General features: G+C 70.0%; 25 protein-coding genes. 10 read left to right on the plus strand and 15 right to left on the minus strand.

The window, feature by feature from the left end; genetic code table 11:
* The first annotated feature begins 1468 nt into the window (after nucleotides 1-1468).
* From L942_RS18440 to L942_RS18450, 3 genes are all read left to right on the plus strand, one after another.
* On the plus strand, nucleotides 1469-2584 hold the full coding sequence (locus L942_RS18440) for an FAD-dependent oxidoreductase (RefSeq protein WP_037361973.1): 1116 nt from the start codon (nucleotides 1469-1471) through the stop codon (nucleotides 2582-2584).
* A gap of 106 nt (nucleotides 2585-2690) precedes the next feature.
* Entirely contained in the window at nucleotides 2691-2933 is a 243-nt protein-coding gene (locus tag L942_RS18445; protein ID WP_037361975.1) for a PLD nuclease N-terminal domain-containing protein, read from the plus strand.
* A 37-nt stretch (nucleotides 2934-2970) separates the two neighbouring features.
* Complete coding sequence (locus L942_RS18450; protein WP_235079238.1) at nucleotides 2971-3768, plus strand: nuclear transport factor 2 family protein; 798 nt, start codon at nucleotides 2971-2973, stop codon at nucleotides 3766-3768.
* A 55-nt stretch (nucleotides 3769-3823) separates the two neighbouring features.
* On the opposite strand, the gene L942_RS18455 is transcribed toward L942_RS18450, so the two are convergent.
* On the minus strand, nucleotides 3824-4339 hold the full coding sequence (locus tag L942_RS18455) for a lytic polysaccharide monooxygenase auxiliary activity family 9 protein (protein WP_037361976.1): 516 nt from the start codon (nucleotides 4337-4339) through the stop codon (nucleotides 3824-3826).
* A 236-nt stretch (nucleotides 4340-4575) separates the two neighbouring features.
* Here L942_RS18455 and L942_RS18460 point away from each other — a divergent pair, with 236 nt between their 5' ends.
* A complete protein-coding gene (locus L942_RS18460) occupies nucleotides 4576-5931 on the plus strand; it encodes an NAD-dependent succinate-semialdehyde dehydrogenase (protein ID WP_037361978.1) in 1356 nt (451 codons plus the stop codon).
* Here the strand turns inward: L942_RS18460 and L942_RS18465 are convergent.
* The 3 genes from L942_RS18465 to L942_RS18475 all read right to left on the minus strand — a co-directional run bounded on the left by L942_RS18465 (nucleotide 5928) and on the right by L942_RS18475 (nucleotide 7891).
* The gene (locus L942_RS18465; protein WP_037361979.1) at nucleotides 5928-6521 is read right to left on the minus strand and encodes a TetR/AcrR family transcriptional regulator; all 594 of its coding nucleotides are present in this window, start codon (nucleotides 6519-6521) and stop codon (nucleotides 5928-5930) included. The genes L942_RS18460 and L942_RS18465 overlap by 4 nt on opposite strands.
* A 4-nt stretch (nucleotides 6522-6525) precedes the next feature.
* The gene (locus tag L942_RS18470; RefSeq protein ID WP_037361981.1) at nucleotides 6526-7386 is read right to left on the minus strand and encodes an alpha/beta fold hydrolase; all 861 of its coding nucleotides are present in this window, start codon (nucleotides 7384-7386) and stop codon (nucleotides 6526-6528) included.
* A gap of 115 nt (nucleotides 7387-7501) precedes the next feature.
* Nucleotides 7502-7891, minus strand: a complete 390-nt coding sequence (locus tag L942_RS18475) for a Fur family transcriptional regulator (RefSeq protein WP_037361982.1) — start codon at nucleotides 7889-7891, stop codon at nucleotides 7502-7504.
* A gap of 118 nt (nucleotides 7892-8009) precedes the next feature.
* Between L942_RS18475 and L942_RS18480 the strand changes: the two genes are divergently transcribed.
* Nucleotides 8010-8432, plus strand: a complete 423-nt coding sequence (locus L942_RS18480; protein WP_037361984.1) for a Fur family transcriptional regulator — start codon at nucleotides 8010-8012, stop codon at nucleotides 8430-8432.
* Here the strand turns inward: L942_RS18480 and L942_RS18485 are convergent.
* From L942_RS18485 to L942_RS18495, 3 genes are all read right to left on the minus strand, one after another.
* The gene (locus L942_RS18485; protein ID WP_037361986.1) at nucleotides 8429-10030 is read right to left on the minus strand and encodes a DUF885 domain-containing protein; all 1602 of its coding nucleotides are present in this window, start codon (nucleotides 10028-10030) and stop codon (nucleotides 8429-8431) included. The genes L942_RS18480 and L942_RS18485 overlap by 4 nt on opposite strands.
* A gap of 119 nt (nucleotides 10031-10149) precedes the next feature.
* Nucleotides 10150-11598: an argininosuccinate synthase gene (argG, locus tag L942_RS18490; RefSeq protein WP_037361988.1), complete on the minus strand. Its 1449-nt coding sequence runs from the start codon at nucleotides 11596-11598 to the stop codon at nucleotides 10150-10152.
* Nucleotides 11599-11663: 65 nt separating this feature from the next.
* Complete coding sequence (locus L942_RS18495; protein WP_037361989.1) at nucleotides 11664-12752, minus strand: glycosyltransferase; 1089 nt, start codon at nucleotides 12750-12752, stop codon at nucleotides 11664-11666.
* Nucleotides 12753-12856: 104 nt separating this feature from the next.
* Here L942_RS18495 and L942_RS18500 point away from each other — a divergent pair, with 104 nt between their 5' ends.
* From L942_RS18500 to L942_RS18520, 5 genes are read left to right on the plus strand one after another with little or no spacing between them, the layout of a single operon-like run.
* The gene (locus L942_RS18500) at nucleotides 12857-13144 is read left to right on the plus strand and encodes a hypothetical protein (protein WP_037361991.1); all 288 of its coding nucleotides are present in this window, start codon (nucleotides 12857-12859) and stop codon (nucleotides 13142-13144) included.
* Nucleotides 13141-14067: an FAD:protein FMN transferase gene (locus L942_RS18505; protein WP_037361993.1), complete on the plus strand. Its 927-nt coding sequence runs from the start codon at nucleotides 13141-13143 to the stop codon at nucleotides 14065-14067. The genes L942_RS18500 and L942_RS18505 overlap by 4 nt, the downstream gene beginning before the upstream one ends.
* Nucleotides 14064-14627, plus strand: coding sequence for a ferric reductase-like transmembrane domain-containing protein (locus L942_RS18510; protein ID WP_037361994.1), 564 nt, complete (start codon nucleotides 14064-14066; stop codon nucleotides 14625-14627). Before L942_RS18505 ends, L942_RS18510 begins: the two co-directional genes overlap by 4 nt.
* A 3-nt stretch (nucleotides 14628-14630) precedes the next feature.
* Entirely contained in the window at nucleotides 14631-15743 is a 1113-nt protein-coding gene (locus tag L942_RS18515) for an NADH-ubiquinone oxidoreductase-F iron-sulfur binding region domain-containing protein (RefSeq protein WP_037361996.1), read from the plus strand.
* On the plus strand, nucleotides 15740-15940 hold the full coding sequence (locus L942_RS18520; RefSeq protein WP_037361998.1) for a ferredoxin: 201 nt from the start codon (nucleotides 15740-15742) through the stop codon (nucleotides 15938-15940). Before L942_RS18515 ends, L942_RS18520 begins: the two co-directional genes overlap by 4 nt.
* 450 nt (nucleotides 15941-16390) lie before the next feature.
* On the opposite strand, the gene L942_RS18525 is transcribed toward L942_RS18520, so the two are convergent.
* From L942_RS18525 to L942_RS18560, 8 genes are all read right to left on the minus strand, one after another.
* A complete protein-coding gene (locus L942_RS18525) occupies nucleotides 16391-16762 on the minus strand; it encodes a helix-turn-helix domain-containing protein (RefSeq protein ID WP_037362000.1) in 372 nt (123 codons plus the stop codon).
* A gap of 222 nt (nucleotides 16763-16984) precedes the next feature.
* On the minus strand, nucleotides 16985-18253 hold the full coding sequence (locus L942_RS18530; RefSeq protein WP_037362001.1) for a sensor histidine kinase: 1269 nt from the start codon (nucleotides 18251-18253) through the stop codon (nucleotides 16985-16987).
* 64 nt (nucleotides 18254-18317) lie between these two features.
* Nucleotides 18318-19418, minus strand: coding sequence for a methyltransferase (locus L942_RS18535; RefSeq protein WP_037362003.1), 1101 nt, complete (start codon nucleotides 19416-19418; stop codon nucleotides 18318-18320).
* 175 nt (nucleotides 19419-19593) lie between these two features.
* Nucleotides 19594-20727, minus strand: a complete 1134-nt coding sequence (locus L942_RS18540; protein ID WP_037362005.1) for a hypothetical protein — start codon at nucleotides 20725-20727, stop codon at nucleotides 19594-19596.
* Between the two features lie 25 nt (nucleotides 20728-20752).
* Nucleotides 20753-21931 carry an SPFH domain-containing protein gene (locus L942_RS18545; RefSeq protein ID WP_037362007.1) on the minus strand — a complete coding sequence of 393 codons (1179 nt, stop codon included), beginning with the start codon at nucleotides 21929-21931 and terminating at the stop codon, nucleotides 20753-20755.
* Nucleotides 21932-21996: 65 nt separating this feature from the next.
* Entirely contained in the window at nucleotides 21997-23124 is a 1128-nt protein-coding gene (locus tag L942_RS18550) for a serine hydrolase domain-containing protein (RefSeq protein WP_037362009.1), read from the minus strand.
* Nucleotides 23125-23203: 79 nt separating this feature from the next.
* The gene (locus L942_RS18555) at nucleotides 23204-24820 is read right to left on the minus strand and encodes an ABC-F family ATP-binding cassette domain-containing protein (protein ID WP_037362011.1); all 1617 of its coding nucleotides are present in this window, start codon (nucleotides 24818-24820) and stop codon (nucleotides 23204-23206) included.
* Nucleotides 24817-26439 carry an ABC-F family ATP-binding cassette domain-containing protein gene (locus L942_RS18560; protein ID WP_037362013.1) on the minus strand — a complete coding sequence of 541 codons (1623 nt, stop codon included), beginning with the start codon at nucleotides 26437-26439 and terminating at the stop codon, nucleotides 24817-24819. The genes L942_RS18555 and L942_RS18560 overlap by 4 nt, the downstream gene beginning before the upstream one ends.
* Between the last annotated feature and the right edge of the window lie 207 nt (nucleotides 26440-26646).

Consider the following 26646-nt stretch of genomic DNA (forward strand, 5'->3'; position numbering starts at 1 on the left):
ACCACCGCAGCAGCGGCCTGAGAAACAGTCAGCTCCGGTGTCAACCGAAGCCTGGGCAGACCCGGGCTGACTGCGTCGGTGGTTAGTCCCCGGCAAGGGCACCTGTGCGGTGGAGCGGTCGTTTGCGATTGCGTGGATGGTGGGGTGCGGGTCGGCTGAGCCGCGGGCGGAAGTCAATGCCTGCTTGTGGTCCTCGCTCAGCGGGTGGATCGGTTGTGCCGTGGGCCTAGCGATGAACGTGTGCGCCTGTGGCTGCCCGGGACGGAGCCGGGTGTACTGGCAGCGCGATTAACCACCCCGCGCATTGCCGTTGCGTGTGCACAGCTGCGCGGTGGTTGGCCGCAGTGCGGGCGGACGGGCAGAGCGTCGGGTGGCGGCCGCGTATGTCTGCGTGGCTGTGCGGTCGGCTGCGAGTGCACAGCGCGGCTCAGCGGCGCGTTGCCGATCGGTGCGTACGGCTACGCGGTGTTTCGGAGCTGTGCGAGTTGACCGGCTGAGCCGTGCGTTGGGAGACGGTAGTGCGGGAATGCGCAAGGAGCCCGGCAACGGACGGCGAATCCGCGCGTTCCTGAACAGGTGCGCATGCAGCGCTGCGGAAGTGGACCGGCTCGGCCGCGCATTCGACGACGGCCACACACGCCCGCGCCGCATCAGCTTGGCGCGATGAGGGATGCCCACCCGGCCGATCCGGTCGGGATCCGGTGGCCGGGCGGGCACATGTCCCCGCTCGCGCGACCGTGGGGGAGGGGTGGCGCGGCGAGCGAGGTGGTTTGGGCGCCCCGCGCGTCCGGCTTGCGGGAACCGGAGCGGGGGCGCGGGATCCCCGTCCGCGCGGAGCACTCGGGGAGACGCCGCAGCGGACGGGGTGGCTGAGAAAAGACTTGTCGGAGCAGAACCGCTAACAGGGGCAGAACGCATCCGGCAGAAACATGCCGTTGTTCGGGAGAAACTCTGTTCAGTACAACTCGTTGCGGGCCAAGAACATTCCCGCGGCCGGGGGTGTGCTCCCGCTCCGTCCGGACCGGCTGGGGGTTACCGGCCGGCGGGAGCAGGAGCACCGGATCCCGTTCCGCGTCTGGGGGGAGCAGTCGCGCGGAGCGGGTGGTCTGCGCCGGTACGGGGGCCGCCTCGCGGCGAGTGGCACGACCAGGCTCCGGCCGAACCGGTATTCCTGGAAGGCAGAAGGTGAGGCCCGGGGGCACCTCCGTACCGACACCCAGTACAACGCGTGAACCGCACGAATGTTCCGGCCCCATAAGGTGATCTGGATCGCCGCCAATCGAGTGACGTCGGCTCGGGTAGCTGACGACGCCCGATCACGCCAAGCGAAAGCAGCCGCGGGGCTGAAGTGATCGGCTCCCGGTCGAAGCAAGGGCCAGCGAGCGGCGGGCAAGCAACCCAAGAACGAACTTGTTCGTAACGAACACGTTCGTTACCCTGAAACCGACACCAAGAGAAGGAGCAACCCATGACCATCACCATCGTCGGCGCCGGCCTCGGCGGTCTCACCCTCGCCCGCGTCCTGCACGTCCACGGCATCGAAGCCACGGTCCTCGACCTCGACGCCTCCCCGTCCGCTCGCGCGCAGGGCGGCATGCTCGACATCCACGACGACTCCGGCCAGGTCGCCCTCCGCGCCGCTGGCCTGCACACCGAATTCCAGGCCCTGATCCACCCCGGCGGCCAGGAAACCCGCGTCTACGACCGCACCGCCGCCCTCCTCTTCTCCGAGGCGGACGACGGCGAAGGCGGGCGTCCGGAGGTCGACCGCGGAGCTCTGCGCGACCTCCTCCTCAACTCCCTGCCGGAGGGCGCCGTCCGCTGGGGCGCGAAGGTCACCGCCGCGGAACCGCTGTCCGGCGGGCGACATCGCCTCACCCTCGCCGACGGCACGTCCCTCACCACGGACGTACTCGTCGGAGCCGACGGTGCCTGGTCGCGAATCCGTCCCCTGGTCTCGCCGGAAAAACCGGCCTACACCGGGATCTCCTTCGTCGAGATCGACCTCCTCGACGCGGACACCCGGCACCCGGACGCGGCAGCTCTCCTCGGCGGCGGCATGAGTTTCGCGCTCGGCGAGGACAAAGGGTTTCTCGCGCACCGCGAACCGGACGGCAGCCTGCACGTCTACGTCGCCGCGCGCGTCCCGGAGACCTGGACCGCGTCCGTCGACTTCGCCGACCACGCGGCCGCCAAGGCCGCCGTGCTGAGCCACTTCGACGGCTGGTCCGACCGGCTCCGCGCCCTCGTCGCGGACGCGGACGGCGAGCTGGTCCCGCGGCTGATCCACGCGCTCCCGGTCGAGCATTCGTGGCCGCGGGTGCCCGGCGTCACGCTGCTCGGGGACGCGGCGCACCTGATGTCGCCGTTCGCCGGAGAGGGCGCGAACCTCGCCATGCTCGATGGCGCTGAACTGGGGCTCGCGTTGGCGCGGCACCCAGCAGACGTCGAACGCGCGCTCGCCGAGTACGAGGCCGCGTTGTTCCCGCGCAGCGCGAAATCGGCGGCGGAGTCGGCGCAAAGTCTCGAGAGCTGTTTCCGCGCGGACGCGCCGGCGGCTTTGCTCGAGCTGTTCGGAGCCTGACGCGTACGACTTAAGCGTTACCCGGATCGAGCCGCCAAGCCGATCCGGGCCAAGCCATTCCGCTCGCACAATGGGCGCCAACCCGCTGTGAGAGAGGAATTTTCCGATGACCGCCGTCCTGGCCGACACCGTCCATCAAGGCCTGCAGTTCGCCGCCGTCGCCGGCATTGCGGTGCTGGTGGCGTTCCCGGTCTTGCTGTTCCTCGGGGCACTGGTGAGCGTGCTCGGCAGTCCGCTCGGGTCTGGGATGAAATTCGTGTGGGTGGTCTTCGCGTTCTGCGCGCCGTTCCTCGGGCCGATCCTGTGGTTCCTGGTCGGCAAGCGGAGCGCGGAAACCTCTCTTCGCTGACACAAGATGTCAGGGGAGCCTGGCTAGCGTCCCGGGCATGGATCAGGAGATGGAGGCCGGCGAGTTCGCCGACCGTTATGTCGCAGTGTGGAACGAACCCGACCCGGCCGCCCGGCGCGCGGCGATCGCCTCGTTGTGGGCCGAGGACGGAGTGCAGTTCATCGAGTCCGCGGAATATCGGGGACATCAGGAGCTGGAGAGCCGGGTCGGCGACGCGTTCGAGGAATTCGTCGCGCGCGGAGGATACGTATTCCGGTCCGCCGGTGACGCGGTGGGCCACCACGGCATGGTCCGGTTCAGCACCCTGATGGTTCCCGCGGCGGGCGGGGACGTCGCCTGGACCGGCTTCATCGTGGCCGAACTCGGCGAGGACGGCCGCATTCGCCGCGACCACCAGTTCGCCGAACCGCCGCGTCCGGCCTTCGCGGACACCCGGGCGGTGGCGGACGAATTCCTGCGCCGGCTCGAACTGGGCGACCCGGACCGGATCGCGGAGCTTTTCGCCGAACCGGTGGACTGGCGGGTGAGCTGGCCGGAACCGGAACATCCCGTCGTGCCGTGGATCCGTCCCCGTTCCTCCCGGACGGACGTCGCGGACCACTTCCGGACGCTTCGCAACGCTTGTCTTCCCGAGGAAAGCGAGGTCCGGGTCGACCGGATCCTGGTCGACGGCGCGGACGCGGTGCTCGTCGGGACGAGCGCTCAAACGGTCCGGCTGACCGGCAAACGGTTCGCGACGACGTTCGCGGTGCGGTTGACCGTCGGCGGCGGATCGATCACCCGGTACCACGTTCACGAAGACAGCCTCGCCGTCGCCGAGGCGTTCGCCGGATGAGCCGCGGGGCAGCCGGAGCGGAAATTCCGCCTGGCTGCCCGGCGTTTTCGCGCGGTCAGGAAACGTTCAGGTCGATGCAGGCGTAGAACGCGTTGCCGGTGTCGGCGATGTTCCACACCGCGAGGACCTTTTGCTGTCCTGGGTAACCGCTCAGGTCGACCTGGTGCGACACGGTTTCCGGCGGGGCCTGGTCGTTGCCGCTGAAGCTCGCGACCTGGGTGCCGCCGATGAAGTACTCGTAGTCGAGGGTGCGGTGGCGCGCGGTGAACACCCAGGTGAAGGTGACCTGGGAGCCGACCGGGGTGACCTTCCAGCCCTTGCTGTCGTCGTCGAGGTCGGCGAACCGCTCGTTGCCGCCGCTGCAGCTCTGCAGGCCCTTGGGTCCCTCGACGCTCTGCGGTTCCCATTTGATGTCGCCGCACGACACCGTTCCGTCCGCGCACTGGGCCTGCCTGCTCGGCGGCGAGTTGACGTAGCCGTGCGCGCTGGCGATGCCGGGGCCGATCAGCATCAGCACCGGGGCGAGGATCGCGCCGCCGAGCGCGGCGAGCATCGTGCGTTTGCGGGGCATGGTGGCTCCTTCGAAGCCGGGCCCGCTCCCGCGCCGGAGGGCGGCCGGCCGAGCCACGGCACGACCGACGAGCCCGCGGCGGGGTGGTGCGCGGGCGGAGGGGTGGGGAGATTTGTGGTCTAGACCATACTCGGCTGCCCGCTCTCGGTCAAGAACTCGCTACCCTGTGTTACCTATACACGGGATACTGTATGCAATAGGATGTCCGCGAGGATGCCGACCGCAGGGAGACCGCGATGTACACGGTGACCGACCCAGTCACGGGCCAGCTGATCGAGGAAATCGAGAACGCGACCGACGAGGAGGTGCGCGCGGCGATCGAGCGCGTCGGAAGCGGATATCGCAGCTGGCGCGACCGCCCGGTGGCGGAACGAGCGGCGATCGTCGCCCGGGCCGCGGACCTTTTCGCGGACCGCGCCGACGAACTGGCCGCCGTCATGACCTTGGAAATGGGCAAGCGGATCAACGAGGGCCGCGGCGAGGTCGGGATCGTCGTGGACATCTTCCGCTACTACGCGGAGCGCGGCCCGGACCTGATCGCCGATCAGCCGCTCCCGATCCGCGGCGGGTCCGCGGTGATCCGCAAGGAACCGATCGGCGCGCTGCTCGGCGTGATGCCGTGGAACTTCCCGTGCTACCAGGTGGCCCGGTTCGTCGCGCCGAATCTGGTGCTGGGCAACACCATCCTGCTCAAGCACGCCTCGATCTGCCCGCGTTCAGCGCTGGCGATCGAGAAGATCCTGTACGAAGCGGGCGTACCGGACGACGCGTACGTGAACATCTTCGCGTCCAGCCGGCAGGTGCCGATGATTCTCGCTGATCCGCGCATTCAAGGCGTTTCCCTGACCGGCAGCGAACAAGCCGGAATCTCCGTGGCCGCAGAGGCGGGCCGGAACCTGAAGCGATGCGTTCTGGAGTTAGGCGGCTCGGATCCGTTGCTGGTCTTCGACGCCGCGGATCTGGACGAAACGGTGAATGCTGTCGCGACCGCGCGGATGCGCAACTGCGGGCAATCCTGTAACGCGCCGAAGCGGATTATCGTCCAGTCCGACCTTTACGCGGAATTCGTGGACCGGTTCACGAAGCGGGTCGCGGACTATTACGTTCCCGGCGACCCCTCGGATCCGTCGGTGAAGCTGCCTCCGCTGGCTTCCGTCGCGGCCGCGGACGAGGTCGCCGCCCAGGTGGCCCGCGCGGTCGAGCAGGGCGCTACCTTGCGAACCGGCGGCCGTCGCGGCGAAGGTGCGTATCTGGAGGCGACTGTCCTGACTGACGTCACGCCGGAGATGGACGCTTACCGCGAGGAGATTTTCGGACCGGTCGCGATCTTGTTCCGGGCGGAATCGGACGACCACGCGATCGAGATCGCGAACGACTCGCCGTTCGGTTTGGGCGCGGCGGTGTTCGGCACCGACCCGGCCCGATTGCGCCGCGCGGCGGATCGGCTGGAGGCGGGAATGGTGTATTTCAACAAATCCGGCGGGTCGCAGGCGGATTTGCCGTTCGGCGGGATCAAGCGCTCGGGAATGGGGCGGGAGCTGGGGCCGTCCGGGATCGAGGCATTCATGAACCAGAAATCGATCCGGCTCTAAGCGGTCCGCAGCAACCCGCTCAACCACCCCGCGAACACCTGCTGCACATCCTCTCGCACCCGGTCCGGGTCGTCGGCGTTGGCGATCATCCGTGCCGCCTCCATCACCGCCGCCAAGACCAGCTGCGCCAACGCGTCCACCGGCGTGTCCACGAGCAATCCGGCTTCCCGCGCGGCCGCCAGGTTCTCCGCGACCAGCCCCAAGCCGTACTCGGCTTCCAGGTCGCGCCAGGCGTCCCAGCCCAGCACGGCCGGGGCGTCGGTCAAAGAGATCCGCCGGACGTCCGGGCGCAGGCATGCGTCGAGGAAGACCTGCAGCGCGGACGAAAGGCCCGAGAGCGGATCCGGTGCGCCGTCGAGAACCTCCGAGACCTCGGCGGTCAGCTCGCGTTCCAGCACTTCGACGACGGCTCGGAACAGGCCCTGTTTGTCGCCGAAGTGGTGGTACAGCGCGCCTCGCGTGACGCCCGCGGTGCGAGTGATTTCTTCGGCGGGCACGTCGTGGTAGCCGCGCGCGCCGAAGAGGTCGCGGGCGGCCTTGATCAGTGCGGCTCGCGTCGCGTCGGAGCGTTCTTGCTGGGTACGTCGCACGCACCTAATCTGCCATGGCGGCCGCGAAGCGAGTGATGTGCCCGGCCAGTGCGTCCGGCTGGTCCTCCGAGACGAAGGTGTACGAGTCCGGGACCTCGACCAGTTCCGCGTCCGGCACAACCTCGGCCAGCCGGTGCGCGAGGCGGATCGGGAACAGTTTGTCTTCCGGCGGCCACACGAGCAGCACCGGGCGCTTGAACTGGCGCAGCTTTTCCGCGGCGGCCAAGGTATGGCTCGAGTCGACGGTGCGCAGGAACTTGCGCAAATCCCGTCGCAGGCCAGGGGATTTCCGCAGCTTGCCCAGGTACTCCTCGGCGATGTCCGGCGGCAGCGGGCGCTTCGTGACCCAGCCGAACAGCAGCGGCAGCCGGTAGAGCGGCTTGATCCGCAGCAGCTGGCCGAGCAGCGCCATCGAACCGGGGACGCGGGCGATCGCCGGCAGCGGCCGGAAAATCGGCGGGAAGAAGTACTCGAAGCTGTCCGACGGCGTCAGCACGACCCGCCCGACCCGCTCCGGATACCGCGCGAGCAGCAGTTGCGTGATGGCGCCGCCGGTGTCGTTGGCGACCAGGATGACGTCTTCCAGGTCCAGTGCGGCGAGGAAATCGCCCAGCAGGGTGGCGAGGCCGGGCGCGCTGAGGTCGGCGTCCGAGCGCATCGGGACCGGATGCGCGCCCAGCGGAAGATCCGGGGCCAGGCAACGGAATCCGGCGTCCGCGACGGTCGGGACGACCTTGCGCCACAGCAGGGCGTTGGTGAGCACGCCGTGCACGAAAACGACCGGGCGGCCGCGTCCGCGCTCGAAGTACCGGAGTTCGCCTTGGGGGAGGTTGACGTGCCGGGCAGTGCCGAGTTCTTCGTTCATGCTGGCGAAGATACATACATGCAGTCTGTATGTAAATTACCTCTGCGGTAATGACTGCTCTGACCAGGGTGAATGGACGCGCGAGCGGTGCGTTAGCCCGAGGCGATCGCTGCGCTTACTCGGCCGGTTCGCAGCGCGAGCACAGGCCGGACACCACGTCCTCCGTCGGAGCGGTGGGGAGTGCCTCCAGTCGACCGCACTGGCGGCACAGCAGGTGTCCGTGGTCGAAACCGGACAGCTCGTAGCGCTGCGCGACGCCGACGTGGTCGAAGCGGTGGACGAGGCCGGCGGTGACGCCGGTGGTCAGCACGTCGTGCACGCCCCTCGTGGACGCCATCGACAGCCGGGTGCGGACCAGCGGCAGCAGTTCCGCGACGGTCACGTGCGGATTTTCGGCCAGCACTTCCAGCACGACCTGCCGGGCGGTCGTCACGCGCAGGCCGGCGCGCCGGAGCCGGGTTCCGGCGTCGGCGCTGGACGGGAGGGGTGCGGAGGTCGTGAGCACGCCTCCTTTGTAGTCCGCACACTTGATCCAGTCAAATGTAAGAACGGGTCAACTCTGGGACTGTGAGCCACTGCACGCCAGAATTGATTCGGTCAAGTCTGCGGGTACGATCCGGGCCATGGACGAGTTCGGGGCGCGCTTGCGCGACAAAGGTCTGCGCAACACGCCGCAGCGGCGTGCGGTGCTGGCCGCGGTCGCGCGGACCCCGCACGTCACGGCCGCGGAAATCGCGACGGTGCTCGACGCGGACGGCGCGGTCGGCGCGCTGTCCCGGCAGGGTCTCTACAACGTGCTCGACGACCTCGTCGGCGCCCGCCTGCTGCGCCCGCTCGAACCGGCCGGCTCGCCCGCGCGGTTCGAACTCGAAACGCACGACAACCACCACCACCTGGTCTGCCGCGGCTGCGGCCGGATCCAGGACGTGCCGTGCGCGGTCGGCGCCGCGCCGTGCCTCGAACCCGGTCCGGTGCCCGGTTTCCGGGTGGACCAGGCCGAGGTCACGTGGTGGGGCATGTGCGCGGAATGCGAGGCCAAGGCCTAACTCAGCGCATCCCGCAGCGCCGCGAGTCCGACCGGGCCGACGCCCAGCACGTCGCGGTGCCACTGGCGCAGCGTGAACCCCGGCTTGGCGGCCGCTTCGGCGCGCGCCCGCAGCCACGCGCGCTCGCCGATCTTGTACGAGATCGCCTGCCCCGGCCAGCCGAGATAGCGCACGATTTCGGCGTGCACCCGGTGCTTCCCGGCCAGTCCGCGTTCGTGCAGGAAGCGGCACGCGGCGTCGAAGTCCCAGCGGGAACCGTCCGGCAGCGGCAGGTCGAGGTGCGCCCCGAGATCGATCACGACGCGCGCGGCCCGCAGCGCGGAGCCGGCGAGCATGCCGAGCCGGGTACCGCGTTCGGAGAACCAGCCGAGTTCGTCGGCGAGACGTTCGGCGTACAGCGCCCAGCCTTCCGCGTGCCCGCTCACCGAATGGACGCGTGCGTAGCGGCTGACCGAGTCCCCGGCCAGACCGGCGACGCCGATCTGCAGATGGTGCCCGGGAACGCCTTCGTGGAACACCGTCGTCAGCTCGGACCAGGTCGCGAAGCGCTCCCGCCCGCCCAGCGGCCACCACGTGCGGCCGGGACGGGTGCCGTCTTCCGCGGGTCCGGTGTAGTACGGCGAGCCCGACGCGGAGCCGTGGGCGAGGACAACATCCAAGGCGCGCAACGGTTCCGGGATGTCGAAGTGCTCGCTCGCCGCCTCCAGCGCGTGGTCGTGCGCGGTCCGCAGCCAGTCCAAATAGGACTCTTCGCCGGTGACAAAGCACTCGTCGTCAAGCAGCGCGAGGACTTCCGCGACGCTCGCGCCCGGCTGGATTTTCTCGACCTCGGCGGCGATTTCCGTTTCGATGCGCTGAAGTTCCGCCCAGCCCCAATCGTAGGCTTCGGCGAGATCGAGGTCCGCGCCAAGGGAAAGCCGGGCGGCGACGGCGTAGCGTTCCGCGCCGACGCCGTCGGTTTCCGTGGCGTGCGGGGCGTAATCCTCCCGCAGGAACCGGGCGAGGGCGGCGTAACCGCGATGGGCGGCGTCGGCGCCAGCGCGCAACTCGGCGGCCCGAGGTCCGTCGCCGTACTCCTCGACGAGTGCATTGTGGACACCGGCGTACCGCTCGGCCTGGGCGGCCGTTTCGAGCGCCTGCCGGCGGGCGGCGCGCAGACCGCGGTCGAGACCGGCCCGCAGCGTCTTCTGCCAGCCCTCCAGCATCGTTTCGACGCCGGCCAGCCGGACCGCGAGGACGTGCCAGTCGTCCGCGTCGCGGCGCGGCAGCAGCCGGACCGAATCGGCGATGGTGTTCAGCGTGCCGAAATGGGCCTGGACCTGGCGGAACGGCTCGTCCAGCTCGTGCCAGGCCAGCTCGGCTTCGAGGCTGTTCCGCAGATGCGTGGCCGCGATCCGGTCCGCGCGGGACTCGGGGGACAGCTTCGCGAGAGCGGCGAGCGTGCGCCGCGCCAGGTCGGCGCGGGCCGCGAAACCGTCCGGGGTGAGGTCGGTGAGCGCGGTCGCGTCGGTGGTCACGCCGTCCAGGGTCGCGGCGATCGGGTCGAGCGCCGCCTCGGCCGTGACGTGGTCGGCGGACAGCTGGAAAATCGGGGTCACGCCGCCACGTTAGCCGGGCGCCGCCGCCGGAATATAGAGACGTTAGCGGGGTGCGGTCGCTGGTATAGAGGGAATGCCCGCGCCGGTACGCCGACGCGGGCATTCGCGGGAGAAAAGCCTCAGTCCGTGCCGGATTCCATCGCGGCGCGGTCGAGCAGCTCGACGTCGTCGGCCCGGCCGCGGGACGCGATCGTCTCGGCCCCGCCCTCGGGCATCGCGCCGATCAGGCCGGTCGCGGCCGCCTGCGCGGCGCCGATCAGCTTCGGGTGCGAGGTGCCGCCGACCATGCCGAGGCTGGCGTACTGCTCCAGCTTGGCGCGCGAGTCGGCGATGTCGAGGTTCCGCATGGTCAGCTGGCCGATCCGGTCGACCGGGCCGAACGCGGAGTCCTCGGTGCGCTCCATCGACAGCTTGTCCGGGTGGTAGCTGAACGCCGGGCCGGACGTGTCGAGGATCGAGTAGTCCTCGCCGCGCCGCAGCCGCAGCGTGACCTCGCCGGTGATCGCGGTGCCGACCCAGCGCTGCAGCGATTCGCGCAGCATCATCGCCTGCGGGTCGAGCCAGCGGCCCTCGTACATCAGCCTGCCGAGCCGGCGGCCCTCGTTGTGGTAGCTGGCGATGGTGTCCTCGTTGTGCACCGCGTTGACCAGCCGCTCGTACGCCGCGTGCAGCAGCGCCATGCCCGGGGCCTCGTAGATGCCGCGGCTCTTGGCCTCGATGATCCGGTTCTCGATCTGGTCGGACATGCCGAGGCCGTGCCGCCCGCCGATCGCGTTGGCCTCCAGGACCAGCTCGACCGAGGTGCCGAACTCCTTGCCGTTGATCGTCACCGGACGGCCCTGCTCGAAGCCGATCGTGACGTCCTCGGGCGCGATCTCGACCTCGGGGTCCCAGAACCGCACGCCCATGATCGGCTCGACGATCTCGATGCCGGTGTCCAGGTGCTCGAGGGATTTCGCCTCGTGCGTGGCGCCCCAGATGTTGGCGTCGGTGGAGTAGGCCTTCTCGGTGCTGTCGCGGTAGGGCAGGTCGTGCGCCTGCAGCCACTCCGACATCTCCTTGCGGCCGCCCAGCTCGCCGACGAACGCCGCGTCGAGCCACGGCTTGTAGATCCGCAGGCCCGGGTTGGCGAGCAGGCCGTAGCGGTAGAACCGCTCGATGTCGTTGCCCTTGTAGGTGGAGCCGTCGCCCCAGATCTGGACGTCGTCCTCCAGCATCGCGCGGACCAGCAGGGTGCCGGTGACCGCGCGGCCGAGCGGGGTGGTGTTGAAGTAGGCCCGTCCGCCGGTGCGGATGTGGAACGCCCCGCAGGTCAGCGCGGCGAGCCCCTCCTCGACGAGGGCTTCCTTGCAGTCGACCAGCCGCGCGAGCTCCGCCCCGTAGGCGTGCGCACGGCCGGGGACGGACGCGATGTCGGGTTCGTCGTACTGGCCGATGTCGGCGGTGTAGGTGCACGGAACCGCACCCTTGTCGCGCATCCACGCCACCGCCACGGACGTGTCGAGGCCGCCGGAGAACGCGATGCCGACCCGCTCGCCGACGGGAAGGGAAGTGAGCACCTTGGACATAGGAATGATTATGCATGACGATGTATGAACGTGCATCCCCGGGTGGTGTGAACTCGCTCTCCCGGTCAGTACGTGCGGCCCTTCCAGCCGGTCCGGCGGCGAGCGGAGTCGATCGTCATGAGGGTGTAGAGGGCCGCGGTGAACGGCAGCGCCAGGCCCGCGACCAGGGGCTGGCGGTAATACCGGGCGACCGGGACGAAGGTCGCCGCCATCAGCAGCCACGCGACGGCGGCCTGCCACGAGCCGGTCAGGGCGAGGGCCGGCGGGGCGAGGAAAACGGCGATCATGCCGGCGACGGTCCCGGCCAGCAGCAGCGGAGAGTGCCGCAGCTGGGTGTAGGCGCTGCGGGCCACCATCCGCCACAGGTCCGCGAGCCGGGGATACGGCCGGACGCTCCGGACCTTCGACGCGTAGCCCAGCCAGATCCGGCCGCCGGCGGAGGAGACGGCGCGGGCGAGCGCGACGTCGTCGATGACCGCACCGCGGATCGCGGCGATTCCTCCCGCGGCTTCGAGCGCGGTGCGGCGGACGAGGACGCAACCGCCGGCTGCGGCGGCGGTGCGCCAGCGCGCGGAGTTCACGCGGCGGAAGGGGTAGAGCATCGCGAAGAAGTAGACGAAAGCGGGCACGATCAGCCGCTCCCAGAACGTCGCGGTCCGCAGGACGGCCATCTGGGACACCAGGTCCCGGCCGTTGGTGGCCGCCGCGACGAGGGTTTCCAGCGAGTCGGCGGCGTGTGCGATGTCAGCGTCGGTGAGCAGGAGAAACTCGACGTCTCCCGCCTCGCGGACGCCGTGTGCGACGGCCCAGAGCTTCCCGGTCCAGCCGTCCGGCGGTTCTCCGGGGGTCGTCACGGTGAGCGGGAGTCCATTCGGGACAGTCAGGGAGCGGGCGACCTCCGCGGTGCCGTCGCTGCTGCCGTCGTCCACGAGAATGACTCGCGCGTCGCCCGGGTAGGTCTGGCGGAGCAGCGTGGGCAGGGTGTCCGGAAGCAGTTCGGCCTCGTCGCGGGCGGGTACCACGACGGCGACGGACGGCCAGCGCTCCGGCCGGACCAGCTCGGGCAGCCGTTGGTCGGTGCGCCAGAACCAGCTGTGGCACAACGCGAGCCCGGCCCACACCGCCAGCGTCGCCCACGCGAGGACCGTGCTCATGCGCGGAGTGTAGTGACTGGCAGCAAACTGACAGGTCGTTCCCAGCGGACTCATAGATTCGCGGCTGAGACTGGGTGTTCCCACGACCGGAGAGGACACCCGCCATGGACCCGGACATCAGGAGAAAGCAAGAGGAACGGGCTCGCGTCCGGCACCGCACGGCGCTCGTCACGGCGGTCGCGGCGGTGCTCGGAGTGGCGGCGGCCGGCGGCATCGGATACGGGCTGACGGCGGCCGCTACTCCGTCCACCAGCGGGACGGGCTCGTCGTCGACCAGCGGGACGGATTCGTCCACCGGCTCGAGCACCTCCGGCCAGGACCAGTTGCAGCCGCCCGCGCAGGATCCCGGCTCCGGTTCCGGGCAGGCACACACCGGATCGGGTGCGTCGTGACCGGGCCGTACTCGCGCGAGTTCCCCGCGCTCGGCACCACCGCGCGGGTGCTCGTCACCGAGGAGGCCGCGCTCGGCCCGGCGACCGAGTTGCTGCGGACACGGCTCGCCGAACTCGATCGGGCCTGCAGCCGATTCCGGACTGATTCGGAGATTTCGGCACTCCACCGGGCCGCGGGACGCGAGGTGGAAGTGAGCCCGCTGCTGGCCGACGCGCTGTCGGCCGCGTTGCGAGCGTCGTGGCTGAGCGGCGGATTGGTCGATCCGACGGTCGGCGGGTCGATGGCCGCGCTCGGTTACGACCGGGATTTCGCCGAGATCGCCGACGGCCCCGCCTCCGCGCCCGTTCCCGCGCCCGGTTCGCACTGGGTGTTGTTCGAACCCGCCCGGCGGATTGTCGTGCTGCCGCGCGGGGTCCTGCTGGACTTGGGGGCGACCGCGAAAGCGCTTGCCGCGGACCGGACCGCTGCCGAAATCGCCCGCCGCACCGGCTGCGGCGTGCTGGTGAACCTCGGCGGAGACCTCGCGATGGCAGGCCCGGCTCCGGCCGGAGGCTGGCAGATCGCGATCGGCGACGACCACACCGACTCGGCCGACCGCCCGGATACGACGATCACCCTCACCAGCGGCGGCCTGGCGACCTCTGGCGTAGCCCGGCGAACCTGGCGGCGCGGCGGTCGGGTGGTGCACCACATCGTCGACCCGCGCACCGGCGAACCAGCGGACCCGTGCTGGCGGACGGTGTCGGTGGCGGCTCAGTCCTGTGTAGACGCCAACACGGCGAGCACGGCCGCGGTCGTTTTGGGCGTAGCCGCGTTGGATTGGCTGGGGTCGCGGGAATTGCCCGCACGGCTGGTGAGTGCGCGCGGAGCGGTCCGGACGACTGCGGGTTGGCCCGCGGACTGCCGGGAGCGTGCGTCGTGAGTTCCGCGCTCTGGTATTTCAGCCGTGCCACCGGAATCGTCTCGCTCGTGTTCTCGACGGCGGTTGTCGTGCTCGGCTTCCTCAACTCCGGCCGGTTCGCGACCCGGCGGTGGCCGCGCTTCGCTCTCGCGGACCTGCACCGGAATCTCGCTTTGGCCAGCCTCCTCTTTTTGGGGGCACACATTGTGTTCGCCGTCGTCGACGGTTACGTGGACCTCAGCTGGCTCTCCGTTGTCGTTCCATTCGTCTCGGGCTATCAGCCGTTCTGGATCGGTCTCGGCGCGGTGGCGGTGGATTTGCTGCTAGCCATCGTGGTGACGAGCCTGCTGCGCACCCGGATCCCGCCGCGATTGTGGCGTGCGGTGCATTGGCTCGCCTACCTGTGCTGGCCGGTCGCGTTCGCGCACAGCGTCGGTCTTATCGCGTCCGACAGCGCACGCCCGCTGCTGATCGCGCTCGACATCGCCTGCCTGCTCGCGGTTTTGGCCGCCGCGAGCGTTCGGTTCGGCAGCACCAGCCCCGACACCGAGGCGCGCCGCCTCTCTCCACTTCGGAGGTGACCCTTGCTTCCATCGCATCGCAACAATCTCGCTGCCCACCTTGCCGTCCACGGTGGACTCAACCTTGTCCGCCGGGAAACACTGATCTACGAAATCGACACCGCCGGTATCCGCGGCCGCGGAGGCGCTGGCTTCCCCGCTGCGGCGAAACTGCGCTCTGTCGCACCCGGACGGTCCATTGTGGTCGCCAACGGTTGTGAAAGCGATCCCTTTAGCCGCAAGGATCGCGCGCTGTTGGAACTCGCGCCACACTTAGTGCTGGACGGTATCCAGGTCGCCGCTCACGCCGTCGGCGCTACCGAAGCTTATCTCTGCCTGCACGAGGGGTACCGAAGCGTCATGGCCGCTTTGGCCGAACGCCGCGACGCCGTCCCGGTCAAGGTCGTTATGGTCCCGCAACGGTACGTCGCCAGCGAGGAAACCGCGCTAGTGCATTTCCTGGGCACCGGCGACGCCCGCCCGACCGGCAAATTCCCGCGCCCTGCCGAACGCGGCCTGCGCGGACGCCCGACGCTGGTCCAGAATGTCGAAACCCTGGCCCAATTCGCGATCATCGTCCGAACCGGCGCGGATCGTTATCGCTCCGTCCACACTGATCTGGTCACCGTCACCGGAGCCGTCTCGCGGCCTGGGGTGCTGGAAGTCCCGGCGGACACCCCGGTCTCGGCGATCCTCGCTCGCGCGGGCGGATCCGTTACCGCGGAAGCAGTACTGATCGGCGGCTACGGCGGCACCTGGATGCCCCGTTCTCTGGCCGACCCCTTGCCGCTCGGCCGCGAACCGGGCTTGTCCTCGCTCTACCTGCTCCCGGAGCCGCACTGCGGCCTCGAGCTGACCCGGGACATTCTCTTTACCCTGGCGGGGGAATCGGCCCGCCAATGCGGACCGTGCATGTTCGGACTCCCGGCCATCGCCGCGGATTTCGCTGACCTGCTGGCCGGCCGGGACGCCACCGGCCGCCTGGCCCGCCGCCTCCCGCTCCTCAGCGGACGGGGCGCGTGCGCACACCCGGACGGCGCCGTCCGCCTGGCCGCAAGCGCCCTCCGAGTCTTCGCGGCTGACGTCCGAGCCCACCTGACCGCAGGTTCGTGCCGGATCACGGCAGGTGCGGCATGAACCGCCTGACAGTCGACCCGATCGCCTGCCGAGCACACGGTTTGTGCGCGGAGATCCTGCCGGAACTGATTACGGTGGACGAATGGGGTTACCCAGTGATCCGCGGAGGAACGGTCCCCGATCCGCTGCTGGCAGAGGCTCGGCGCGCGGCCGCGGCTTGCCCGGCGCTGGCGTTGCGACTCCGCAAAGCGGATTGACCGCAACGCCAGCCCCGGTATTGCGCGGCTGTTCACCAACATCACTCGTGCTGGACGGCGCGGGCGGGAAGGCCCAGTGCGGCAAGAAAACTTGTGCAGTACCGCGCTCGCGGGCTTCGTGGTTTCGGTTCCCTCGGCGGAAAACCTCGTGCCGAGGATGCGGTGGGTGCGCAGCCAATGCAGGGGCGAGGGCCGTTTTGCCGACTCCGGTGAGCACCGCGACGGCCGGTGCGGGGCGGAGCGGTGCCTGATTTCGTCCAGCCAGGTCAGTTCCTCGGTGCGGCCGAGCAGCACGGACGGCGCGGGCGGGAGCTGGACCGGCACCCGCACTGGTCTGTCGGACGCCGCCGCCCCTCAGCCATTTCCGCACCCCCGATTATTCTTCTCTACCGGCTCCGGCGCGCAAAAGAAACCGGAACGAGTCGGGAACCACCCACCCCGGGGTGATGGTCAGTGACCCGGGGCGCCGGGCTTGCGCCGATCGAGAGCGTTCTGGCCGCCGTGCGGGCGGATGGTCACTTGTTCCCGCAGCAGCAAGCGACGGACAGTGCCATAGGACGCTTGATGCGCGTCCGCGATGCTCTGAATAGTCGAGCCCGACTCGTACTCGCGGACTATTCGCGCGACGTCGAGTCGCCGGCGCACGCCCTGGCGGATTTCCGGCAGCACCGCGCCTTCCTGCCGCAGCAGCCGGCCGGTCCAGCTCAGGGACAGCCCGTGTTCCCGGGCGATTTCCGTGATCGACGCGCCTGCCCGCCAGGATTCGAGCATGCGGCGATTCCGCTCGATCCGATTCGTGCGTGCCTCGTCCGGCGTGTCCATGCGAGCGCTCCCGCTGCGGGGCCTGAAGGTGACGGACCTTCCATTATCGGCGTCGCGGAGCCGGGGTGTGAACCTGCGAACGGGGTGCATGCGCGGGATGTTCGCTGTTCACAATTGGTGACACCAAACCGGCGCGCTGAAGTGAATATTCGGCACCGCGAGCAGACAGCTCCGGAAACGCAGCGATTCCCTCGATCCGGGGAAAAATCCGCGACCGGCCGGTCAGTGCGGCACCCACAGTGTCACCCGGGTCCCGTTCCCCGGCGTCGATTCCACCTGTCCGGTGCCTCCGACCTCCGCCAACCGGGCCTCGATCGACTGCTGGATGCCGAACCCCGGCCCGCGTTCGCGCACGTCGAAACCGCGGCCCTGGTCCCGGGCGACCACCGCCGTCCCGCCGTCGCGTTCCTCCACCCGGAGCACGACGCGGCTCGTCCCGGCGTGTTTCACCGTGTTGCGCAGTGCTTCCCGCACCGCCTCGCACAGCGCGGTGCGCCGCTCGGCGGAAAGGCGGTCGTCGTCGGCGAAGTCGGCGGCCACGAGCTGGGTGCGCAGGCCTTCCCGGGCCATTTCGGCGGCGACGTCGGCCAGTTCGACCACGAAGCTGCGTTTATCGCGCGGTTCGAGCGGTTCGGTGATGCTCCGGCGGAGTTCGGCCGCCTCGGCGTGCGCGACCGAACGGAGCTGGGCGAGTCGTTCGGCGGCGTGGTCGGCGTCGTCGGACGGGGAGATCGCGAGTGCTTCCAGCGTCTGGAGCACGCTGTCGTGCAGCAGCCGCCGGGTGCGCCTGCGTTCGGCCTCCTGGCCGCGGCGCAGGCCGATGTCGAGCGCGAACCGCGTGCCGACGCCCAGCAGTACCAGGATCCCGCACGCCACCACGATCGACACGGCCAGCGCGACCAAGCAGCCGATCGACCGGCTGACCGCGAGCGGGTGGTCCGGCCGCAGCCCGCCGGCCACGGTCAGCAGGACGCGCACCGGGACCGCGGCGGCGAGCAGCAGCAGCGCCGCGGGCAGCCCGGACGTCCCGGCCCACATCGCGACCGAGCCGACGAACCACGTCCAGGTGACGTCGATCGCGAACGGCTGCACCGCGTCCGGGGCGAGCACCGCGGTCAGCAGGTTCAGCACCAGCCCCGCGGCGAGGTCCGCGGTGAGCACCCGCCGCGTGCGCCGCGCGGGCAGGCCGCCGGAGCGCAGCAGCCACCACAGGAATCCGGCGTTCGCCGCGACGCCCAGCGCGGCCGCGGGCAGCACCGGGAACAATCCGGTGCTGCCGTTGGCCGCGGTGAACCCGATGAACACCTTCACGAACGCGGCGATCCGGTAGGCGACCGGCACGACGACCCAGTACCGCGCGGCGCGTGCGAGCGTCGCCTCGCCGACCGCGGCGAGGTCCCCGCCGGAGTCCGGACGCTCCGGCGGGGACCCGCGATGCAGCAGCGTCCGCACGAATTCCCGGCGTGGTACGGCAAAACCCGGTCCGGGCATCGTCCCTCCCCGTGTCCTTCGGCGAGGGTATTCGATTGGTGCAGTCCAGTGTGGAAACGCCGGGTCACGCTCTGGACCTGGTCAGCCGCCACAGGGTCGTGCGTTCCCGGGAACGGGCCGCGTGCAGCGGATCGCCACTGTCCGTGGCGCGTCGGTGCCGAGGCATGGTCTCGCGCCGTCCGGCCACCTGGAGACCGGCCGCGGAGATCCGGTCGAGCAGTTCGGCGCGGGTCCGCAGGCCGAGATGTTCGGCGAGGTCCGACAGGATCAGCCAGCCTTCGCCGTGCGGCGTCAGGTGGCCGGGCAGGCCGTCGAGAAACCGGTTCAGCATCGCGGACGAGGCGTCGTAGATCCCGAGTTCCAGCGCCGAGGCCGGCTTTCCGGGCAGCCAGGGCGGATTGCAGACAACCAGGTCAGCGCGCCGGGCGGAGGGCCACAAGTCGGTTTCGAGGACTTGGACCCGACCGGACAGGCCGAGTTGGCGCAGGTTGTCCCGCGCGCACTGCACCGCGCGCGGGTTGAGGTCGGTGGCCAGCACTTCGGCTGCGCCGCGTCGGGCGAGAATGGCGGCCAGTACTCCGGTTCCGGTGCCGAGATCGAAGGCAGTTGGAGACCCGTTGCCGGGCAACGGTTCCTGCGCGACGAGTTCGAGGTATTCGCTCCGGGTCGGCGCGAACACGCTGTACGACGGATAGATCCGCGCATTCAACGCCTGGAGATAGATGCCTTTCTGGTGCCATTGGTAAGCGCTCAGAGCGCCGAGCAGCTCACGCAACGAGAGCAGCGTGCCGGGCAAACCGCCGAACGCGTGCTCGCAGGCGGCTCGAATGTCAGGTGCTCGGCGGAGCTGAAGCGAATGGTCAGCTTCCACCGAGACCAGGACTTTCCCCAGCAGCGTCGCGCGTTCTGCCCGAGCTGAGCGCACCTCGGCGAAAGAGCCCGGGCGTTGCGGGAGCCGGCGATCCATGGCGCGCACGAGCTGTCGTGCGTTGGGAAAATCGCCGCGCCACAGCATTCCGGTGCCGGCTCGCGCGAAACGCAGTGCGGCGGCTGCGGTCAGCCGGTCATCGGCGACGACAATGCGGCGCGGCGGCGGAGTTCCGTTTTCGGAATGCCAACGGGCGGAGTGGGTGGTTCCGTTTTCGGTCCACTGGACGGTGGACATAAATGCTCCCGAGAAGGGTCGAAGGGCCAGTCAGCCGTCGACGCCTCGCGGTGAGCAGGCAGGGATTCCCGCCGGTCAAGACAGCGGCGAACCCGCGTGCTCCCGCGAAACGCGGGAGCAGCGGTCGCCGAGCACCATGCCCATCAGCACGGCATTTCACATCCTTCGAAAAAACTCAGTGGCGCGTAACGGAATGGTGCGTCGTGCCGGTGCTGTGGCCCTTCGTCGCGATGAAGTAGACGATCGCCGCGAGCACGATCAGCGCGAGCACCACCGCGACCGCGATCTTGGCCTTGCTCCACGGACGCTGGCCGTGGATCTCGCCGGTGACGCCGTTGACCAGGATCTGCCAGGTCTTCCCGGCGTACACGTAGGTCGCGACCCACACAGGCAGCAGCATCAGCTTGAAGGTCACGTTGTTGTGCTGCGTGTCGACCGAGTTCAGCCGCTGGGTGTCGCCGCCGATGTCGTTCTTGCAGTCGTCGGCGATGACCGGGGCCATCCGGTTCTTCGCCTCTTCGAAGCCGGTCTCCGGCTCGATGTCGTACCGCAGCGCGAAGTGCCCGGAGAGGTACTGCGGCTGGTACGGCGCGGAGTCGAGCAGCGGCCACGGCGCGAGTTTGTCCAGCTCCGGCAGCGGCAGCTGGGTGCTCGCCGGGACCAGCACGTCGTCGAAGTTCCGCGCGACCCGCCCGCGCGCCGGGTACCAGCGGGTGTGGCGCACCTGGCGGGTCCGCTGCTCGCCGTTCTCGTAGTAGGTCTCGGTGACGTAGTAGTACTCGCCGCGGGCGCCGGTGTACACCGAAACGGTCTGCGAGTCGTACGTCCAGTGCGGGATGTAGGTGCTCTTCGTGGACTCGGCGGTGGTGACCTTCTTCAGCGCGGTCGGCGCGAACCAGCGCGAGGACGTCCACTTCTTCAGATGCGTGCTCACCGCGGGCCGGTCGAACGCGAACGGCAGCACGCCCTCGGGCACCAGCTGGCCGGACGCGTCCGGGTCGATCACCAGCGGCGCGCCGCAGAACTGGCACATGCTGGCGGTCTCGTTGGTCTCCGTCCGCGCCGCACAGCGCTGGCACACGAAGACGTACTTGCCGATCGACCCCACCGGCTTGCGCGCCAGGTTCGCCAGCTCGGCGAACGGGATCTCGCGGATCTGCTTCTCTCCGGCGGCGATCTCCTGCCGGAACCCGCAGTACGGGCACTGCAGAGCCGTCGTGCCCGGCGCGAACTCCAGCCGCGCGCCGCAGCCGCCGCACGGATAGGTCGTGTTGGCCACGCCGCTCTGCTGGGAACGTGGATCGGTCATGGGTCCCCCAGAAGGTCGACGCGGCTCAGGACGGCGGCAGCGGCGGCGGGGCCGCGCCGAACAGCGCCGACACCTCCGGCACCTGCGCGGCCGGGGTCCACTGCGCCATGCCCGCCTTCCACACCAGGGTGTCCTGGGCGAGCGTGCCGGAGGAGATCTGCTGCTGCAGGCCCGCGCGGTCGAACGGGCCGAGCTGCTGGCCGTTGGCGCCGACGAACCACTGCTCGCTCTGCGGCAGCGGCGGCGGCATCTGCGGCGGGGCCTGCTGCTGGTACTGCGCTTGCGGCGGGGCCTGCTGGTACTGCGGCTGCTGGTACTGCTGGGGAGCCTGCTGGTACTGCTGCGGGGCGGGCTGCTGCTGCGGTCCGGCCGCGCGCTGGCCGAGCGCCATGCCGAGGCCGATGCCGAGCCCCTCGCCCGCGCCGCCCTGGTTGTTCGCCGCCGCCTCGATCGCGTTCGCGGACTGGAACTTCGTGTACTGGTCGAGGTCGCCGACCACGCCCATCTGGGTCCGCTTGTCCATCGCGGCCTCGACCTCGGGCGGCACCGAGATGTTCTCGATCAGGAACTTCGAGATCTCGATGCCGACCTCGCGCAGTTCGAGGTTCAGCGCGTTCGCGATCTTGCCGGAGATCTGCTCCTGCTGGGTGACCAGGTCGAGCATCGGCACCTGGGCGGCCGCGATCGCGGGCCCGAGCTTGCTGATGACCATGCTGCGCAGGTAGTCCGACACCTCTTCGGTGCGGAACTGCGGGTCGGTGCCCGCCAGCTCCTTCAGCAGCGCGACCGGCTCGACCACCCGGACCGCGTAGCCGCCGAACGCGCGCAGCCGGACCATGCCGAACTCGGCGTCGCGCAGGATGACCGGGTTCTGCGTGCCCCATTTGAGGTCGGTGAACTGCCGGGTGTTGACGAAGTACACCTCGGCCTTGAACGGCGAGTTGAAGCCGTACTTCCAGCCCTTGAGGGTGGACATGATCGGCATGTTCTGCGTCTGCAGCGTGTACATGCCGGGCGGGTAGGCGTCGGCGACCTGGCCCTCGTTGACGAACACCGCGGCCTGCGATTCGCGGACGGTGAGCTTGGCGCCCATCTTGATCTCGTTGTCGTAGCGCGGGAAGCGCCACACGATGGTGTCCCGGCTGTCGTCGGTCCACTCGATGATGTCGATGAACTCGCCGCGGATCTTGTCGAAGATGCCCACGTCTGACCCCTCGTCGCGTTGCCTCGTGCCCGCGGGCCACAGTACCTTGCGCGGCCCCGGGCGGATCACTCCGGCGCGGCCGCCGCCCGCCAAAAGTCCTGCATCTGCGGGATGCCGCCCGGTCCGTCCACCCCGCGCTGGGTGAGAAGAATCGCCACCGAACCCGTCGAAGGCGTCAAGTAGGCGCTGGTTCCGGTGCCGCCGACCCAGCCGTAGCGGCCCGGGACCTGCCACGGCCGCGTCGGCGCGACGTCGACCGAACCGCCGAATCCCCAGCCCTGTCCTTCGAGGAAGACCGGGTTGGCCGCGATCTGTTCCGGGGTCAGGTGGTTGGCGGTCATCTGCCGGACGGATTCGCGCGAGAGAAGCGGGTTTCCCCCGGAAAGGAGCATCCGGGCAAAGCGGAACCAATCGTCGGCGGTGCCGGCCAGCCCGCCGGATCCGGCCGGGAACGGCGGCACCTCGCGCCACTGGCCGTCCGGCGCGTCGGCCAGTTCGAGGCCGTTGTCGCCGCCGCGGTAGTAGCTGGCGAACCGGTGCCGCTTGGCGGCGGGGACCTCGAACGCGGTGTCGACCATGCCGAGCGGCTCGAACACCCGCTCGGCGAGGAAGTCCGGCAGCGACTGGCCGGACGCACGGGCGATCAGGATGCCCTGCAGGTCGGAGCAGGTGTCATACAGCCAGGCCTCGCCGGGCTGGTGCAGCAGCGGGATGCGGGCCAGGCGGGCGAGCCACTCGTCGGGCTCCGGGCGCAGCCGGACCTCGCGGCCGTCGGTCTGCACCGTGGACAGCGCCTGGACCTGCGGCAAGGAGAAGTCCGAGGGGAAGCCGTACCCCGCCCCGGAGGTCAGCAGGTCGCGGACGGTGATCTGGCGTTGGGCGGGCACGACGTCGTCGACCGGGCTTTCCGGCGTCCGCACCACCTTCGGGTCGGCCAGTTCGGGAAGCCATTCGGCGACCGGGCTGTCCAGGGCGAACCGGCCGTCCTCGACCAGCATCAGGACGGCCGCCGCGGTGATCGGCTTGGTGATGGAGGCGAGCCGGAAGAGGGAGTCGCGGGCCATCGGCGCGGTGCCCTCGACGTCGAGGTGTCCCACGGCGGTCACCTGGACGTCGTCGCCGTGCGCGACCAGCGCTACCGCGCCCGGGACGAATCCGGAGTCGACGTGGCGGCGCAGGACTTCGTGCATCATCGGTCGTTCCCTTCGCGAGCGGATGTTTCGCGGGGTGGTCGCTGCCCAGGCCTTCCGCCGGACGTCCGCCCGGCGTGGATCACTCTAACGGCGTAACGCGGTGGTCGGGACCGATGCGGAGGACGTGCCCGGTCCAGTTTTCGCGCAGCCGCCGGTCGTGCGTGGCGGCGACGATCGCGCCCGGGCTGGTGCCGAGAGCGTCCTCCAGTTCGTCGCACAGCGTGGGGGAGAGGTGGTTGGTCGGTTCGTCGAGCAGCAGCAGGTGCGGCGGATCGGCGATGAGGAGCGCGAGCGCGAGACGGCGGCGCTGTCCGACGGACAGCTCGCCGACCGGCCGGGACGCTTCCCGATTTGTCAGCAGTCCCAACGAGTTGAGCGGGACGGCAGCGGTGCGTTCCGGGCCCAGGGTCGCGAGATAGGTGGCGCGGGCGGTGCGTTGCGGGCGGGCGAAAGTGGTGTCCTGGCGGAGCATTCCGGTGATGATGCCGGCTTGCCGGGTCACGCCTTCCGCATCGAGTTCTCCGGCGAGGAGAAGCAGCAGCGTCGACTTTCCCGCGCCGTTCGGGCCGGTGACCAGCAGCCGCGAGTCGGCCCGGACCTCCAGGCTGGCTGCCGAAAGCCTGGCCGGAAGATGCACCTTCTCCAGCGTGACAAGGGTTTCCTGCGGATTTTCGACGGCCAGCGCTCGCGGCCGGAACCGGAGCGGCGGCGGAGGCGCGGGAAGCTGGGTGCGTTCGCGCTCGTCCAGCCGGCGCGTAGTGGCCCGGACCCGGCGCGAGATCTGGCTCTGCACCCGGCCGGATCTGCGGCCGAGGCCCATTTTCTCGTTGTCCGGCGCGAGGCGGCCCGGCGCGACCCGGTGCGCGGTGCCGCCGAGCGCGTCGCGCAGTTCCTCCAGCTCCTCCTGCTCCTCGAGGTACTGCCGTTCCCAGCGCTCGCGTTCGGCGCGTTTCCAGCCGAGGTACCCGGTGTAGGAGCCGCCGTACCGGACCGGGCCGTCCGGGGCCGGGTCGAGGTCGAGGATGTCGGTGCACACCGCGTCGAGGAACGCCCGGTCGTGACTGGCGAACACCACGGTGCCCGGCAGTTCGCGCAGCTGGGCTTCGAGGAACGCGGCGGCTTCGGCGTCGAGGTGGTTGGTCGGTTCGTCGAGCAGCATCGCGGACGGACGGCGGACCAGCAGCCCGGCGAGCGCGAGCCGTCCGCGCTGGCCTCCGGAGAGGGAACCGAGCGTGCGCTCGTGCTCGATCTCGGCGAGCCCCAGGCCGGCGAGCACGATCTCCGCCCGCCGGTCCGCGTCCCACGCCTCGTGTCGCTGCGCCTGGTCGAGCAATTCGGCGTACTCGGCCAGCAATGCGGCGTCTTCCGGCGCTTCGGCGAGCAGCGCGGCGACCCGGTCGAGTTGAGCCAGCACCTGGCGGGCCGCGGCAAGGGCCTGATCGAGGAAATCGGCGACCGGCTGTGCCGGGTCGAACGGCATTTCCTGGTGCAGGAACCCCAGCTCCGGCGGTCGCTCGACCTCGCCGCGATCCGGCGCGTCCACGCCCGCGAGCACCTTCAGCAGCGTCGATTTCCCGGTGCCGTTCTCGCCGATCACCCCGATCCGGCGGCCGGGGGCGGCGGTGACCGACACTCCGTCGAGCACGCGCCGTTCCCCGAGCACCCGCACGATCTCGTGCGCGCGCAGGGCGGTCATCCGGTGATCCCGGCCGTTTCCCGCAGCTGCCCGTTTTCCAGCCGCAGCCAGCGGTCCACGCCGATTTCGGCCAGGAACCGTTCGTCGTGGCTGACCACCACGAACGCGCCCCGGTAGGCGTTCAGCGCGCTTTCCAGCTGGCCGGCGCTGACCAGGTCGAGGTTGTTCGTCGGCTCGTCGAGCAGCAGCAGTTGCGGAGCCGGCTCGGCGAACAGGACGCACGCGAGCGTCGCGCGCAGCCGTTCCCCGCCGGACAGCACGCCGACCGGCAGATGCGCCCGCCCGCCGCGGAACAGGAAGCGCGCCAGCAGATTCATCCGGTCCGCGGGCAGCATTTCCGGGGCGGCGTCGGCGAGATTCTCCGCGACCGTGCGTTCCGCGTCCAGCACATCAAGTCGCTGCGACAAATACGCGATCCGCCCGTCCGCACGGCTGATCTCGCCCGCGTCCGGGGTGAGCGTGCCGTGCATGAGCCGCAGCAACGTCGACTTGCCGACGCCGTTCGGTCCGGTGAGCGCGATCCTTTCCGGACCCCGGATCGACAGCTCCGCACCTTCGCCCGCGAACAGGCCGCGCACCCGAAGATGCTTGCCGGCGAACAAGGTCCGCCCGGCCGGAACCGCGGTTTTGGGCAGCTCCAGGCTGATCTTCTGCTCGCCGCGCAACGACCGTTCGGCCTGGTCGAGCTTGGCCTTCGCCGCACTGACCCGCGCCGCGTGCGTGCCGTCCGCCTTCGCCGCGGACTCCTGCGCGTTGCGTTTCATCGTGCCCGCGAAGATCTTCGGCAGACCGGCGCTGGACAGGTTCCGCTGCGCGTTGCTGGCCCGTTTCGCCGCGCGTTCCCGGGCTTGCTGCATTTCGCGCTTCTCGCGTTTGACCTCTTGCTCGGCGTTGCGGATGTTCTTCTCCGCGACCTCCCGCTCGGCCTGCACCGCTTGTTCGTATTCGGTGAAATTGCCGCCGTAGAACCGGATTTCGTCCGCGCCGAGTTCGGCGATCCGGTCCATCCGGTCGAGCAGCGCGCGGTCGTGGCTGACCACGAGCAGGCAGCCGGACCAGTCGGAAAGCACCGAGTAGAGCTGCTGGCGGGCGGTGTGGTCGAGGTTGTTGGTGGGCTCGTCGAGCAGCAGGACGTCCGGACCGCGCAGCAGCTGCGCGGCGAGGCCCAGGGACACGACCTGGCCGCCGCTGAGCGTGCCGAGCAGCCGGTCGAGCGCGAGATCGCCGAGCCCGAGCCGGTCCAGCTGCGCCCGGGTGCGGTCCTCGATGTCCCAGTCCGCGCCGATGGTCGTGAAGTGCTCCTCGGCCGCGTCGCCGCCCTCGACGGCCGTGATGGCCTTGAGGATCGCGTCGATGCCGAGCACCTCCGCGACCGTGCGGTCCGCGGTGAGCGGCAGGTCTTGCGGGAGATACCCGAGCACGCCGTCGACGGTGACACTGCCCGCGGACGGTTTCAGCTGCCCGGCGATCAGCTTCAGGAGCGTGGACTTCCCGGCCCCGTTGGGCGCGACGAGCCCGGTCCGGCCTGCCGGGAAGGTGGCGGAGAGCTGGTCGAAGACGACGGTGTCGTCCGGCCAGGAGAAGGAGATTCCGGACAGGACGATGCGGAGATCGGACATGTGAGGCCTCGTGGTGGATCGGCAGGGGGGTGCCCCTGCTGGAGGTGACGTGGACGACGTGGATGGGGCCTGCCGCGACCGCGCCCGACCTGGATCGAAGGCGTGCTCACGCCTGCCTGAGGTCGACTGCCTCGCCGCCCGCGGGTCTTTGACCCGGACGGGAACTTTCCGCGCGCGGCCTGGTGCCGCGCGGGGATCAGCGAGGGG

The organism is Amycolatopsis orientalis DSM 43388 (assembly GCF_000411975.1).
GTDB classification, from domain to species: Bacteria; Actinomycetota; Actinomycetes; order Mycobacteriales; family Pseudonocardiaceae; genus Amycolatopsis; species Amycolatopsis orientalis_D.